Origin of the sequence: Flavobacterium ammonificans (assembly GCF_020885975.1) — a bacterium.
Lineage (GTDB): Bacteria > Bacteroidota > Bacteroidia > Flavobacteriales > Flavobacteriaceae > Flavobacterium > Flavobacterium ammonificans.
In genome coordinates, this window is record NZ_AP025183.1 from 324,449 (window position 1) to 338,051 (window position 13,603).

General features: G+C 35.1%; 15 protein-coding genes. 11 read left to right on the top strand and 4 right to left on the bottom strand.

All coding sequences use genetic code 11. The features are described 5' to 3' along the window. Positions 1-101: 101 nt before the first annotated feature. Positions 102-545 (top strand): 50S ribosomal protein L21, encoded by a 444-nt coding sequence (gene rplU, locus LPC23_RS01470; RefSeq protein WP_229325831.1) that lies wholly within the window; start codon positions 102-104, stop codon positions 543-545. A gap of 25 nt (positions 546-570) precedes the next feature. Further along, positions 571-831, top strand: coding sequence for a 50S ribosomal protein L27 (gene rpmA / locus LPC23_RS01475; RefSeq protein ID WP_007805051.1), 261 nt, complete (start codon positions 571-573; stop codon positions 829-831). Between the two features lie 156 nt (positions 832-987). Here rpmA and ahcY read toward each other — a convergent pair whose 3' ends face one another. Further along, positions 988-2,304 (bottom strand): adenosylhomocysteinase, encoded by a 1,317-nt coding sequence (gene ahcY / locus LPC23_RS01480; protein ID WP_229330499.1) that lies wholly within the window; start codon positions 2,302-2,304, stop codon positions 988-990. A 244-nt stretch (positions 2,305-2,548) separates the two neighbouring features. Between ahcY and LPC23_RS01485 the strand changes: the two genes are divergently transcribed. From LPC23_RS01485 to LPC23_RS01505, 5 genes are all read left to right on the top strand, one after another. Beyond that, a complete protein-coding gene (locus tag LPC23_RS01485; protein WP_229330501.1) occupies positions 2,549-3,208 on the top strand; it encodes a 4'-phosphopantetheinyl transferase family protein in 660 nt (219 codons plus the stop codon). A 2-nt stretch (positions 3,209-3,210) separates the two neighbouring features. Next, positions 3,211-3,843, top strand: a complete 633-nt coding sequence (gene pnuC / locus LPC23_RS01490; RefSeq protein WP_229330503.1) for a nicotinamide riboside transporter PnuC — start codon at positions 3,211-3,213, stop codon at positions 3,841-3,843. Then, positions 3,795-4,424 (top strand): AAA family ATPase, encoded by a 630-nt coding sequence (locus LPC23_RS01495; protein WP_229330505.1) that lies wholly within the window; start codon positions 3,795-3,797, stop codon positions 4,422-4,424. The genes pnuC and LPC23_RS01495 overlap by 49 nt, the downstream gene beginning before the upstream one ends. Positions 4,425-4,586: 162 nt before the next feature. Continuing rightward, a complete protein-coding gene (arfB, locus tag LPC23_RS01500) occupies positions 4,587-4,991 on the top strand; it encodes an alternative ribosome rescue aminoacyl-tRNA hydrolase ArfB (protein WP_229330507.1) in 405 nt (134 codons plus the stop codon). 272 nt (positions 4,992-5,263) lie between these two features. Next, positions 5,264-7,399 (top strand): TonB-dependent receptor, encoded by a 2,136-nt coding sequence (locus tag LPC23_RS01505; RefSeq protein ID WP_229330508.1) that lies wholly within the window; start codon positions 5,264-5,266, stop codon positions 7,397-7,399. Between the two features lie 39 nt (positions 7,400-7,438). Here LPC23_RS01505 and LPC23_RS01510 read toward each other — a convergent pair whose 3' ends face one another. Next, the gene (locus LPC23_RS01510) at positions 7,439-7,852 is read right to left on the bottom strand and encodes a Rieske (2Fe-2S) protein (RefSeq protein ID WP_229330510.1); all 414 of its coding nucleotides are present in this window, start codon (positions 7,850-7,852) and stop codon (positions 7,439-7,441) included. A 168-nt stretch (positions 7,853-8,020) separates the two neighbouring features. Between LPC23_RS01510 and greA the strand changes: the two genes are divergently transcribed. Together greA and LPC23_RS01520 are read left to right on the top strand one after the other, a co-directional pair. Then, complete coding sequence (gene greA, locus LPC23_RS01515; RefSeq protein ID WP_229325848.1) at positions 8,021-8,497, top strand: transcription elongation factor GreA; 477 nt, start codon at positions 8,021-8,023, stop codon at positions 8,495-8,497. A 10-nt stretch (positions 8,498-8,507) separates the two neighbouring features. Next, positions 8,508-8,897 (top strand): HIT family protein, encoded by a 390-nt coding sequence (locus LPC23_RS01520; protein WP_229330512.1) that lies wholly within the window; start codon positions 8,508-8,510, stop codon positions 8,895-8,897. 21 nt (positions 8,898-8,918) lie between these two features. Here the strand turns inward: LPC23_RS01520 and LPC23_RS01525 are convergent, their stop codons facing one another. Then, positions 8,919-10,073: a sensor histidine kinase gene (locus LPC23_RS01525; RefSeq protein ID WP_229330514.1), complete on the bottom strand. Its 1,155-nt coding sequence runs from the start codon at positions 10,071-10,073 to the stop codon at positions 8,919-8,921. 162 nt (positions 10,074-10,235) lie between these two features. Between LPC23_RS01525 and LPC23_RS01530 the strand changes: the two genes are divergently transcribed. Both LPC23_RS01530 and LPC23_RS01535 read left to right on the top strand, forming a co-directional pair. Next, positions 10,236-10,619: a DUF3127 domain-containing protein gene (locus tag LPC23_RS01530; RefSeq protein WP_229317761.1), complete on the top strand. Its 384-nt coding sequence runs from the start codon at positions 10,236-10,238 to the stop codon at positions 10,617-10,619. An 82-nt stretch (positions 10,620-10,701) separates the two neighbouring features. Continuing rightward, positions 10,702-12,045 carry a deoxyguanosinetriphosphate triphosphohydrolase gene (locus tag LPC23_RS01535; RefSeq protein ID WP_229330517.1) on the top strand — a complete coding sequence of 448 codons (1,344 nt, stop codon included), beginning with the start codon at positions 10,702-10,704 and terminating at the stop codon, positions 12,043-12,045. Between the two features lie 248 nt (positions 12,046-12,293). Here the strand turns inward: LPC23_RS01535 and tyrS are convergent, their stop codons facing one another. Beyond that, complete coding sequence (gene tyrS / locus LPC23_RS01540) at positions 12,294-13,589, bottom strand: tyrosine--tRNA ligase (protein WP_229330519.1); 1,296 nt, start codon at positions 13,587-13,589, stop codon at positions 12,294-12,296. Positions 13,590-13,603 lie beyond the last annotated feature (14 nt).

Below are 13,603 nucleotides of genomic sequence, written 5' to 3' on the forward strand. Positions count from 1 at the left end.
TTTAGCAAATACAGGATGCAAAAACTTTTTATTCAGAGAGATTGCACAGTAAATTATTAATTGTATATTTGCAACCTTAAAATTAATAAAAACAATTTCGTATGTATGCAATCGTAGAGATAGCAGGGCAACAATTCAAAGTAAGCAAAGACTTAAAGGTTTATGTTCACCGTTTGGCTAACGAAGAAGGTTCAAAAGTTTCTTTTGACAAAGTTCTTTTAGTAGATGACAAAGGTAATGTAACTTTAGGCGCCCCAGCTATAGAAGGTGCTTCTGTAGAAGCTAAAGTGTTACAACACTTAAAAGGAGACAAAGTTATCATTTTCAAAAAGAAAAGAAGAAAAGGGTACAAAAAGAGAAACGGTCACAGACAATATCTTACTCAAATTGTAATTGAAGGTATTACAGTAGGTGGAGCTAAAAAAGCTGCAGCACCTAAAAAAGAAAAAGTAGTAGCTGAAGCGCCAGCAACTGAGGAAGCTAAACCAGCTCCAAAAGCTAAAAAGGCAGCTCCAAAAGCTAAAAAAGAAGATACTAAAGAATAATTAACAATATTAAAACCAATACGTCATGGCTCATAAGAAAGGTGTCGGTAGTTCGAAGAATGGTAGAGAATCAGAATCAAAACGTTTAGGCGTTAAGATTTTTGGTGGTCAAGCTGCTATTGCTGGAAACATCATCGTAAGACAAAGAGGTTCTAAACACAATCCAGGTGAAAATGTTTACATCAGTAAAGATCACACACTACACGCAAGAGTAGATGGAGTTGTTAAGTTCCAAAAGAAAAGAGATAACAAATCATACGTTTCTATCCTTCCATTCGAAGCATAATCTGTACGATTTTATAGATCATTAAAAAACCTGTTTCTCACGAAACAGGTTTTTTTGTTTAAAATTAATACAGTGTCAAAAATAAAAAACCCTCACATTGCTGTAAGGGTTTTTCAATCTAAAAATCTAACTTTATAAAAAGTCTAAGCCGTCTGACTAATATCTATAGTATTCTGGTTTGAATGGTCCTTGAACCTCCACACCAATGTAGGCTGCTTGCTCTGGACGCAATGTCTCTAATTCCACACCCAATTTAGCCAAGTGTAAAGCCGCTACTTTTTCATCCAAGTGTTTTGGCAACATATACACTTCATTTTTGTAATTAGCACTGTTTTTCCACAATTCGATTTGTGCCAAAGTCTGGTTGGTAAATGAGTTACTCATCACAAAACTTGGGTGACCTGTAGCACAACCTAAGTTTACCAAACGACCTTCAGCCAAGATGATAATATCTTTTCCGTTTACGTTGTAGATATCTACTTGAGGTTTTACTTCGTTTTTAGTATGACCAAAGTTTTTGTTCAACCAAGCCATATCAATTTCGTTATCAAAGTGTCCGATGTTACACACAATCGTTTTGTCTTTCATTTGTTCGAAGTGAGATCCTAACACAATATCTTTATTTCCAGTAGTAGTAATAATGATATCAGCAGTACCAATAACTGTATTTAATTTCTTTACTTCAAAACCGTCCATTGCTGCTTGTAAAGCACAAATTGGATCGATTTCAGTAACCGTTACAATAGAACCCGCACCTCTAAAAGAAGCCGCTGTTCCTTTTCCTACGTCACCGTATCCACAAACAATTACTCTTTTTCCAGCCAACATAATATCGGTTGCTCTTCTAACTGCATCAACAGCTGATTCTTTACAACCGTATTTGTTGTCAAATTTAGATTTAGTAACCGAGTCATTTACGTTAATAGCTGGCATTGGTAATGTTCCAGCTTTTACTCTTTCGTATAATCTGTGTACACCAGTTGTAGTTTCTTCAGACAATCCTTTGATTCCTTCAACTAAATGAGGGTAACGATCAATAACCATATTAGTCAAATCTCCACCATCATCCAAAATCATATTCAATGGTTTTCTATCTTCTCCAAAGAATAAAGTTTGTTCGATACACCAGTCAAAATCCTCTTCGTTCAAACCTTTCCAAGCATATACTTGAATTCCAGCAGCAGCAATAGCAGCGGCAGCCTGATCTTGAGTAGAGAAAATATTACAAGAAGACCAAGTTACCTCAGCTCCCAAAGCAATTAAAGTTTCAATCAAAACCGCAGTTTGTATCGTCATGTGTAAACATCCAGCAATACGAGCCCCTTTTAACGGTTGTTCGGCTGCATATTCTGCACGAAGTGCCATTAATCCCGGCATTTCAGCTTCTGCTAATTCAATTTCTTTTCTTCCCCAAGCCGCTAGAGAAATGTCTTTTACTTTGTAAGCCACATAAGGCATCGTTGCTGTACTCATTTATAGTATATTTGTTATTGTAAAAATTTTTGCAAAATTACATAATAACTTATGATTTTAAAAACATTACCCTACATTTATGAATTGTTTAGGGCGCTAATCTTTTAAAAATCAACAAAATAATTGAAATTCAATTCTTTTTGGAGCTATTCCCGCCATTCGCTTTATCTTTGCTACTGCCTTCAAGAGCCTCAGTCAGCAACAAAGGATGTCGCTACTGTCGGGGCTAAAACACGTTTTCGGTATGCCATTATATAAAACCATTCACCACAATTCCAACACACAAATCCTGATTTGGAACATCACCGAATCCTTCGAGCAATTGAACCAAGAAGTCCAATTGAACGAAAAAAGTCAACTGCGCCTCAACGGTATGAAATCCCAGATGCACCAACGTGCCTTTCTGAGCGTACGCAAATTATTGGCGTTAGCAGGTTATTCCGATTTCGACTTGTATTATGATGAATTTGGAAAACCACATTTAATAGACGAAAAACAGATTTCCATTACCCATTCCCATCATTTTTCGGCTATCATTATAAGTAACGAAGCTGTAGGTATCGACATTGAAATGCAACGCGATATCATTCTAAAAATCGCTCATAAATTTGTCAATGACGAAGAATTGAGCCGACTTCAGAAAACAGATCTTACCGATTATATCAAAAAACTAACCGTAAAATGGGGCGCTAAAGAAGCTATTTTCAAAATTAAAAATGAAAAAGGAATCAGTTTTAAAGACCATATTCAAGTAGCTCCTTTCGAATTAAACCAAACTCAAACTACTGCCGATTTAAATTTTAATGGAGCCGAACAAAAATTCAACATCCATTTTTCAGAATTGGATACTAATTTTACACTAGTATATGCTTTTGAGAATAACGACACAATTCAAGAACATTAATTATGATAGAATTCTTCTTTTCGCAATATAAAGACTATCAAACCTACGACATTGTTTTAGAAATAATTGCCGTCATTTTAGGAATTGCCAGTGTTTGGTATGCTAAAAAGGATAATATTTTAGTATTCCCAACCGGAATGATTAGCACGTTTATTTATGTGTATCTACTTTGGAAATGGACCCTTTGGGGAGACATGATGATTAACGGCTACTACTTTACTATGAGTGTATACGGTTGGTATTGTTGGACACGAAAAAAAGACGGCATTGTTGAATTTCCTATTTCTGTCATTTCGAATGCCGAGAAGCGTATGTCCCTTTTAATCTTTATCTTTACTACCGCATTTGTAGTCGCGGTTTATCTTTATTTTGATAAGTTTAATACATGGTATGCCTATGTGGACACATTTGTTACTGGAATTTTCTTTATTGGAATGTGGCTTATGGCCAAACGTAAAATAGAAAATTGGGTATTTTGGATTATTGGAGATCTAGTCTCAATTCCTTTATATTTTGGTAAAGGATTATTCTTTACAAGTTTTCAATATGTAGTATTTACAATTGTTGCCGTATACGGCTATTTAGAATGGAAGAAAACCTTAAACAGCTCCCAACAGGCGCTAAAAGAATACTAAAAATTGCCTTATTTGGTCCCGAAAGTACCGGCAAAACGACCTTGGCAAAACAGCTGGCGGAATACTACCAAACCGATTGGGTTCCAGAATTTGCACGCGACTATCTTCAAGAAAAATGGGATAAACAACAAGCCATTTGTGATGTAAATGATATGTTACCTATTGCTTACGGCCAAACCCAACTCGAAAACGAAAAAATGGCAACTGCTAATCAGTATCTGTTTTGCGACACCAATTTAATGGTGACCAAAGTTTTCTCCGAAGTATACTACAACTATTGTGATCCTTTATTAGACCAAGCAGCTCGCGAACACGAATACGATTTGTTTTTTCTAACCGATATCGATGTGCCGTGGGAGAAAGATGATTTGCGAGACAAACCTGAAGGTCGTGAAACGGTTTTTAGCGTTTTCAAACAGTCCTTAATCGACAACAACAAACCATTTATTACCCTTTCAGGGGATGCTAGTTTACGACTTAAAAAAGCAGTTTCTATAATAGATGACTTAACCGTTGCATTACAAAATGGACAAACTTCTTTAGAGTTTATTCAAATGTATCTTAACGGAATTAGTAAATAATCCTTATTTTTAACCAATAACATCAAGTCGAATCTACGATAAATAACCTAACCACAAAGAACACAAAGTAGGCACGAAGTTCGCAATGTGATAAAACTTATATGACATATACATTTTATAAAAATCTTTTGGTCTTAGATACTTCGCGGCAATAAATAAAAAATGAACAGAGAACAACTTTTTACCGAACTTAGTTTTAAAGCCGTTCGCAGTAGTGGAGCGGGCGGGCAAAACGTGAATAAAGTTTCTTCAAAAATCGTTCTAACTTTTGACATTCCAAAATCACAAGGACTATCAGAAGAAGAAAAAACACTATTAGTTACCAAACTCAGTTCACGATTAACTTCAGAAAACGTTTTAATTTTAAACTGTGACGAAGACCGAAGCCAGCTCAAAAACAAGGAAATTGTAATCAAACGCTTTTTTGAATTATTGAAAAAAGGGCTTTTTGTACCCAAAGAGCGTAAAGCAACCAAAATTCCTAAAGCAGCCATCCGAAAAAGAATAAAAGACAAAAAGAACCTTGGCGAAATTAAAAAATCAAGGAGAAAACCTGATTTAGATTAGCTATTTTACCGCAAAGACACAAGGACTCAAAGTTTGATTTTGAATTTTTAAATTGATATTGTAATTGCCGTTTTTAGTTTTATCTTTGCATCGTCTCACGGGGTGCTCTAAATAACGAGCTGAGATTATACCCAATGAACCTGGGCAGGTAATGCTGCTAAGGGAAAAGCAAATCATACATTTAAAGTGCACGTTAAATTATGGTTTGGAGTAACCAATTTATTTATTAACTAAGAATAATTTACCCCTGTTATTCGTAATTTTTTTTACGAATGAAAAATGTATTATTCAAAAGGAGTCAAAAGCAATTATTTTTAGGCTCTTTCCTATTGTTTGCTTTAGCAGCATTCTCACAAGAAAAGCTAAAAGACACAACAAAGGTGAATCAACTCGATGAAGTGTTAGTTTCAGCAATTCGAGTAACCTCTAAAACTCCTGTTAGTTTTAGCAACCTTTCCCAAAAGGAAATTAAGACCCGTAATTTAGGGCAAGACATTCCTATTTTAATGAACTATATGCCATCAGTGGTAACTACTTCAGACGCTGGAAACGGAGTGGGTTATACCGGGATTCGTGTTCGTGGAAGCGATGCAACTCGTGTCAATGTAACCATCAACGGAATTCCGTACAACGATTCAGAAAGTCATGGAACATTTTGGGTCAATATGCCTGACTTTGCCTCTTCACTTCAGAGTATTCAATTACAGCGTGGGGTTGGAACTTCTACCAATGGTGCAGGAGCTTTTGGCGCCAGCTTGAATATGCTAACTGATTCCTATTCAGAGAAAGCGTATGGGGAAATCTCGAATTCATTTGGTAGTTTCAATACTAAGAAACATACTGTGAAATTCAGCACGGGCTTACTCAACGATCGGTTTGAAATAGCCGGACGATTGTCTAAATTGGAATCAGATGGTTATATTGACAGAGCAAGTTCGGATTTAAAATCCTATTTCTTACAAGGAACTTATGTTGGTAAAACAAGTTTGATAAAAGCACTTGTTTTTGGCGGAAATGAAAAAACCTACCAATCGTGGAATGGAATAGACGGAGAAACATTGTTAACTAATAGAACTTTTAATTCGGCTGGAATATTCACTGACGAAACAGGACAAACACGCTTTTATGACAATGAAACGGACAATTACCAACAAGATCACTACCAATTGCATTGGAACGAAAGAGTATCCGAAAACTGGAATACGAATCTTGCATTTCACTACACTAAAGGAAGAGGCTACTTTGAAAACTATAAAGAAGATGCTGATTTTAGTGAATATGGTTTAAATCCCTTTACAATCAATGGTTCAACTATGAATACAACCGACCTAGTTCGTCGAAAATGGTTGGATAATGATTTTTACGGAACCACATTCTCTGCCAATTATGAGTCCGAAAAAGTAGATTTATTTTTAGGAGGAGGAATTAATAAATATGAGGGAGATCACTTCGGAAACGTAATTTGGGCTCGCTTTGCGTCGCAATCAGAATTAGGCGATCGCTATTATGATGATGTAGCAACAAAAACGGACGGTAATTTATACTCCAAAATCAACTACCAAGCTACTGAAAGATTAAGCCTCTTTGGTGATCTACAAATTAGAAACGTACACTACAGAGCCAATGCTATTGAAACAGGTTTAGTCAATGATAGCTTTACTTTTTTTAATCCAAAGGCTGGATTAAACTATACAGTAAATAGTAATAGCAATTTGTATTTTTCATTTGCTAGAGCAAACAGAGAGCCTAACCGCTCAGATTATATTGGAGGCAATGTGAGACCAGAACAATTAAATGATTACGAATTAGGTTGGCGATTTGTCTCAAACAAATTTCAATTGAATTCTAACTTGTATTATATGGCGTACCGAGACCAATTGATATTAACTGGAACCCTTGATGATGTAGGAAATCCGATTCGATCCAATAGTGAGAAAAGTTTTCGTTTAGGATTAGAAGTTGATGCGAATTGGATGTTTAGCGAGCAGCTAAGTGTGCGTCCTAATTTTACATTAAGTCGCAATAAAAATATTGACTTAAATGTTGACGGACAAAATTTTGGTACCACAGACATCTCTTTTTCTCCTTCATTAATTGCAGGAAATAGCATTATTTATAAACCCGTAAATCAAGTTCAAATCGTTTGGTTGCAAAAATATGTGGGTTCGCAATTTATGAATAATATAGAATCATCAGTTGCTATACTCGATGCCTATTTCGTAAACGATTTAAACATTTCTTATGAAATAAAACCGAAAACAATATTTAAAACTATTGAATTCAATGCTTTAATCAACAATATCTTCAACCAAAAATATGTATCTAACGGTTATATGTGGGACATCTATCCTTATTACTACCCTCAAGCAGGAACTAATTTTTTGGCGGGAGTTACTTTTAAATTCTAGATTATTTTTGAAAATCCTGGCAGCAATGTCAGGATTTTTTTAATTATAAACTCGCAACACATTTCCATTTACTTGTACACGGTATTGTTTCATTGGATACTGTAAACTTCCTTGTCCGGAAAATAAATTATAGGATTTATTATCACACGGGCAAACAGCTTCAATTCCGTTAATTGTCAATGTAGAACAAGCTGTTGGGGTTTGGTTTGGACAAGCTGCGTCAAAGGCGTTATAGCCACTACCGGTATTAAAAATAATTAGCCCTTTGACTCCTCTTCCTGCAAAATACACTGCATTACTAGGATATAAAAGATTAGAGTACAGCGGCAAATTCATATTGATATCTACAGAAAACGAAACATTTTGTAGGAATGGATTATTGTTCACTGGACCATTATCTGAACAAGAAAAAAACAATACGGAAAGATAGATCAATAAGACGCGTTTTTTCATTTCAACCATTTTTGCACCATAGTATTAGTGAAACAAATTTAAATTATTTACTTTTGATATAGATGGTAACAAAGAATTTAATTATGAACTAATTAAAATTATAGTATCTTTGTGAAAAGAAATCCCGTCCCGATGGGATTTTTTCTATTTTATATAAACAATGAAGTTATGAGCACAGTATCTTATTACACCGCAGAAGGATTAAAAAAATTAAGAGAAGAACTAGATTATTTAAAAAATGTTATGCGCCCAAAAGCATCACAAGATATTGCTGATGCAAGAGATAAAGGAGATTTATCTGAAAATGCCGAATACGATGCAGCCAAAGAAGCGCAAGGTATGCTGGAGATGCGTATTGCCAAATTAGAAGAAATCCATTCTAACGCACGTTTGATAGACGAAACTCATTTAGACGTTTCCAAAGTATTGGTATTGTCTAAAGTAAAAATCAAAAACCAAACTAACGGAATGGAAATGATTTATACTTTGGTAGCTGAAAGCGAAGCCGATTTAAAAACTGGAAAGATTTCTGTGACCTCACCTATCGGGAAAGGATTATTAGGAAAATCAGTTGGCGAAGTGGCTGAAATTACAGTTCCTAATGGGGTTTTAAAATTTGATATTTTAGAAATTACCAGAGACTAAATTGAATCCTATGAGTTCTATTTTTACCAAAATTGTAAACGGAGAAATACCTTGTTACAAAATTGCAGAAGACGCTAATTTCTTGGCATTTTTGGATGTCAATCCCAATGCAAAAGGACATACGCTGTGTATTCCAAAACAAGAAATTGACCAACTTTTTGAAATAGACGATGAACTGTATTTGGGTTTGATGCAATTTTCTAAAAAAATAGCTACAGCCTTGCAAAAAACAGTGCCTTGCAAACGCATCGGAATGGCGGCAATAGGTTTAGAAGTACCTCACGCCCATATTCACCTAATTCCATTGAACGAAATGGATGAAATGCGTTTCCAAAATAAAGTAACAATGAGCAAAGAAGAATTTGAGGCTTTAGCCAAAGAAATTCAGAGCCATTTGTAAAATATAAAAAAGTGAATCAATTTAAACGGATTCGCTTTTTTTATAACTCAATTGTATCGTACTTCCTTTTCCAATTTCGGACTGAACTACTTTAATAAACCCTTTATGGTATTCTTCCACAATTCGCTTAGTCAAAGAAAGTCCTAAACCCCAACCTCTTTTTTTAGTTGTAAAACCAGGTTCAAATATCTTTTTGAATTGGCTTTTTAATATTCCATTTCCAGTATCGGAAACCTTAATTTTTACCGAATCCCCTTCTTGCTCAATAACCAAATCTAAATTACCCTTGCCTTTCATTGCATCAATGGCATTTTTAACCAAATTCTCAATGGTCCAACTGTGTAAAGTAGGATTAATCAAAACAAAAATAGGCAAGTCAGGAGCTTGAAAAGAAAACACGACTTGCTTTGAAAATCGTGATTGTAAATAATCAAAGGTTTCTCTTGTTGCTGCAATAATATCTTGATTCTCTAATTTGGGTTCCGACCCAATTTTAGAAAAACGATCCGTAATCGTTTGCAAACGCTCAATATCTTTCTCAATTTCTATAGTAGTGGATTCAGCAACATTTTCGGCTTTCAATAATTCAATCCAACCAATTAAAGACGATAAAGGCGTTCCTATTTGATGCGCGGTTTCCTTAGCCATTCCCGCCCAAAGTTTGTTTTGAGTCGCCATCTTGGTACTGCGATAAAAATTATACACCAAAGCGGCAAACAAAACGATAATCAGCAACAGTGCAATTGGGTAGTATTTTAATTTATTCAACAAAGCCGAATTTCCATAATACAACTTTTGAAACTTGCCAGGAGAATACTCAATTACAATAGGGTCATTTTCATTTTTAAGATTGGCTAAAAAACGAGCGGATTCTATATTACTAGCGATTATTTTATCCTCAACATTTACTGCATTGATTATCTTGTTGTTTTCAGTCAAAATAATTGGAATAGAGGAATTGGTGCTGAAAATTTGCAGTGGCAATTCCACATCCGTATTTTCATCCGCATTGATCAATGTTTTCTGAGCTTTGGCCCAAAGATTCATTTTCAAACGCTCTTCATTCTTAAATATTTGAAAAAAAGTATAGGTATTCCAAAGTATTAATGAAATAATACAAAAAGAAGCCAAGATAATGAACCAGGGCGTAGTGTTGCGTCTATCCGAAAAAAACATAGATTCAATTTAGATTATAAATGTAACGAAATAATTTGAAAAAAATTTTAGTGCAAAGCCTATGAAAAAATTAATATTGGCAAATAAAGACCTATTGCCTAAATTAGAAGAAGTTAGTATATTTGTAAATCTAAAGTAGAAATAAACTAAAAAATAATACAGATGGAAGTTACAGGAAGAGTAAAAATGATTGACCAAACTAAAGAAGTAGGTTCTGGTGGTTTCAAAAAAAGAGATATTGTTGTTACTACTGACGAACAATACCCGCAACATATTTTGGTGCAATTTGTTCAAGATAAATGTGACTTATTAAACAATTACCAAGTAGGTGACCAAGTTAAAATCGACATCAATCTAAGAGGTCGTGAATGGACCAACCAACAAGGAGAAACCGTTTATTTCAATACTATCCAAGGATGGAGAATTGGAAAAGTACAAGCAGAGGCTCCAGCAGCTGCTCCGCAAACTCCTCCAATGCCAGCAGCAGAAACTTTTGCTCCAGCTACTAATTTAAATGAAGAAGAGCCAGACGATTTACCGTTTTAATCTTTCTACATATACATCAAAACCCGACTCTTATGCGTCGGGTTTTTTATTTACATTTGTAATTCACAATTAACACCAAGCGATGAACTGGGAACAACTTTTATCATTAAAAAGACAAGGCGACAAAGGCAAAAGATTACGCGTAGAACAAGACGATACCCGTTTGGGATTTGAAGTAGATTACGACCGTATTATCTTTTCAGCGGCGTTTAGAAGTTTGCAAGATAAAACCCAAGTCATCCCACTTTCTAAAACCGATTTTGTTCACACCCGATTAACGCATAGTTTAGAAGTATCGGTTGTGGGACGTTCTTTAGGTCGATTAGTTGGAAAAAAAATCCTAGAAAAATACCCGCATTTAAAAGAAGTTCACGGCTACCACATGAATGATTTTGGTGCCATTGTTGCCGCTGCATCATTAGCACACGACATCGGAAATCCGCCTTTTGGTCATTCGGGAGAAAAAGCCATTGGCGAATATTTTTCTATAGGAAAAGGACAGCAATACAAAGACAAACTCACTCCTAAACAATGGCAAGATTTAATTGATTTTGAGGGCAATGCTAACGGATTTTCAGTTTTGACAGCGGATCGTCCAGGAATAGAAGGAGGTTTGAGAATTTCATTCGCTACACTTGGTGCTTTTATGAAATACCCAAAAGAAAGTTTACCTAAAAAACCAACCAAAAATATTGCTGATAAAAAATATGGTTTCTTCCAAAGTGATAAAAATTTCTTTGAAGAAGTCGCTGCAGATATGGGATTAATTCCAAATAAATCAGGAAAAGATATTGGATTCGAAAGACATCCGCTTGCCTATTTGGTCGAAGCAGCCGATGACATATGTTACACCATTATTGATTTTGAAGACGGCATCAATTTGGGTTTAGTCCAAGAAGAATATGCTCTAGAATATTTAATCAAACTAGTTAAAGATTCTATAGACAGCGCTAAATACAGTACATTAAACACAAAAGAAGACCGAATCAGTTACTTGAGAGCATTAGCGATTGGCAGTTTAATAAATGATGCGGTACGCGTTTTTATTGAAAACGAAGAAGCTATTTTGGCTGGAAAATTTCCGTATGCGCTAACCGACAAAAGCAAGTACAAAGCGCAAATGGATGACATTATTAAATTGAGTGTGAAAAACATTTATCAAAGTCGCGAAGTAATCGAAAAAGAAATTGTGGGCTACCAAATTATCCAAACCTTATTGGACAAATTCATTTCGGCATACAACAACAAATTCAATGGCACGGCTTCTAATTATGACCAATTGATTCTGAAAATGTTGCCCGAAAAACACGATATAGAAAAAGAAAATCTATACGACAGATTGCTACACATTTGTCACTACGTTTCGATGCTCACTGATGGAAATGCATTGGAATTATTTGAAACGATAAACGGTACAAAAAAATAGTATTTGCCACAAGAACAAATTCATTAAACACAGATTTCACAAATTTCACAAATCATTGTGATGAGAACGTAGTAATCTATTTTACACCGCAGATTCGCAGATTTTTTTTAAGATTTGCCACGAAATATCTATTATAAAAATCTAACCTAATTTGTGTTGCTTAGCATTCGTTTCGATCTCTTAAAATTTACTTAGCTAACTTCGTGCCTTCTTAGTGCACTTTGTGGTTAAATAACCAAATTAATGAATTACTTCACTCTTACAATAAAATAATTTTTCTTTCCACTTTGCAAAAGCACAAATTGGTTGTTAATTAAATCGTTAGTTGAAAGTTGGTATTCTTCAGTGATTTTTTCTTTATTTACCGAAATTGAATTAGCTGTCAAAGCTCTTCTTGCCTCTCCGTTGGATTTAAAGAAACCTGTTTTTTCATTCAAAACGGTTACAATATCCAATCCGTTTTCGATTTCGTTTTTAGCAATTTCAGCTTGTGGAACTCCATCAAAAACTTCTAAGAAAGTCGCTTCGTCTAATTGCTTCAAATCATCCGCCGAAGCATTTCCGAAAAGAATATTCGAAGCTTTAATTGCTTTTTCTAACTCTTCTTTAGAATGCACCAAAGTGGTAACTTCTTCCGCTAGTTTTCTTTGCAACACTCTCAAATGAGGCGCTACTTGATGTTCAACAATTAAAGCATCAATAGTTGCTTTATCTAAAAACGTGAAAATCTTAATGTATTTTTCTGCATCTACATCAGTCGTGTTCAACCAAAATTGGTAAAATTTATACACCGAAGTTTTATCAGCCGTTAACCACACATTCCCGCCCTCTGATTTTCCGAATTTAGAACCATCTGCCTTAGTTATCAAAGGACAAGTCATCGCATACGCTTTGGCTCCTTCGGCATTCATACGACGAACTAATTCGGTTCCCGTAGTAATATTTCCCCATTGGTCCGATCCTCCCATTTGTAGCAAACAGTTGTATTCTTTATGCAAATGGTAAAAATCGTATCCTTGAATTAATTGGTAAGTAAATTCCGTAAACGACATTCCTTCGCCTTCTCCAGACAATCGTTTCTTAACCGAATCTTTTGCCATCATGTAGTTTACGGTAATACGTTTACCCACATCACGCGCAAAATTGATGAATGATAAATCCTTCATCCAATCGTAATTATTCACTAAAACAGGTGCATTCACATCCTTTGAATTAAAATCTAAGAAACGAGACAGTACCGCTTTGATGCCTTCTACATTGTGTGCCAACGTAGCTTCATCCAACAAATTTCTTTCGTCTGATTTTCCTGATGGATCTCCAATCATACCTGTTGCACCACCAACCAAAGCAATCGGTTTATGTCCAAAATTTTTCAAATGAACTAACAATAAAATCGGAACCAAACTACCAATATGCAACGAATCTGAAGTTGGATCAAATCCAATATAGGTCGTTGTCATTTCTTTCAAAAGTTGGTCTTCAGTTCCCGGCATGATATCATGAACCAAGCCACGCCATTGTAATTCTTCTACTAAATTTTTCATTTTTATAATCAATT

Excerpts from the sequence above, each read along its gene's own strand:
- LPC23_RS01530 (WP_229317761.1), top strand. The coding sequence starts at position 10,236 with ATGGAAGTTACAGGAAGAGTAAAAATGATTGACCAAACTAAAGAAGTA.
- LPC23_RS01510 (WP_229330510.1), bottom strand. The coding sequence starts at position 7,852 with ATGAAAAAACGCGTCTTATTGATCTATCTTTCCGTATTGTTTTTTTCT.
- LPC23_RS01485 (WP_229330501.1), top strand. The coding sequence starts at position 2,549 with ATGCCATTATATAAAACCATTCACCACAATTCCAACACACAAATCCTG.
- LPC23_RS01535 (WP_229330517.1), top strand. The coding sequence starts at position 10,702 with ATGAACTGGGAACAACTTTTATCATTAAAAAGACAAGGCGACAAAGGC.
- arfB (WP_229330507.1), top strand. The coding sequence starts at position 4,587 with ATGAACAGAGAACAACTTTTTACCGAACTTAGTTTTAAAGCCGTTCGC.
- tyrS (WP_229330519.1), bottom strand. The coding sequence starts at position 13,589 with ATGAAAAATTTAGTAGAAGAATTACAATGGCGTGGCTTGGTTCATGAT.
- LPC23_RS01525 (WP_229330514.1), bottom strand. The coding sequence starts at position 10,073 with ATGTTTTTTTCGGATAGACGCAACACTACGCCCTGGTTCATTATCTTG.
- greA (WP_229325848.1), top strand. The coding sequence starts at position 8,021 with ATGAGCACAGTATCTTATTACACCGCAGAAGGATTAAAAAAATTAAGA.
- LPC23_RS01495 (WP_229330505.1), top strand. The coding sequence starts at position 3,795 with ATGGAAGAAAACCTTAAACAGCTCCCAACAGGCGCTAAAAGAATACTA.
- LPC23_RS01505 (WP_229330508.1), top strand. The coding sequence starts at position 5,264 with ATGAAAAATGTATTATTCAAAAGGAGTCAAAAGCAATTATTTTTAGGC.
- rpmA (WP_007805051.1), top strand. The coding sequence starts at position 571 with ATGGCTCATAAGAAAGGTGTCGGTAGTTCGAAGAATGGTAGAGAATCA.
- ahcY (WP_229330499.1), bottom strand. The coding sequence starts at position 2,304 with ATGAGTACAGCAACGATGCCTTATGTGGCTTACAAAGTAAAAGACATT.
- rplU (WP_229325831.1), top strand. The coding sequence starts at position 102 with ATGTATGCAATCGTAGAGATAGCAGGGCAACAATTCAAAGTAAGCAAA.
- pnuC (WP_229330503.1), top strand. The coding sequence starts at position 3,211 with ATGATAGAATTCTTCTTTTCGCAATATAAAGACTATCAAACCTACGAC.
- LPC23_RS01520 (WP_229330512.1), top strand. The coding sequence starts at position 8,508 with ATGAGTTCTATTTTTACCAAAATTGTAAACGGAGAAATACCTTGTTAC.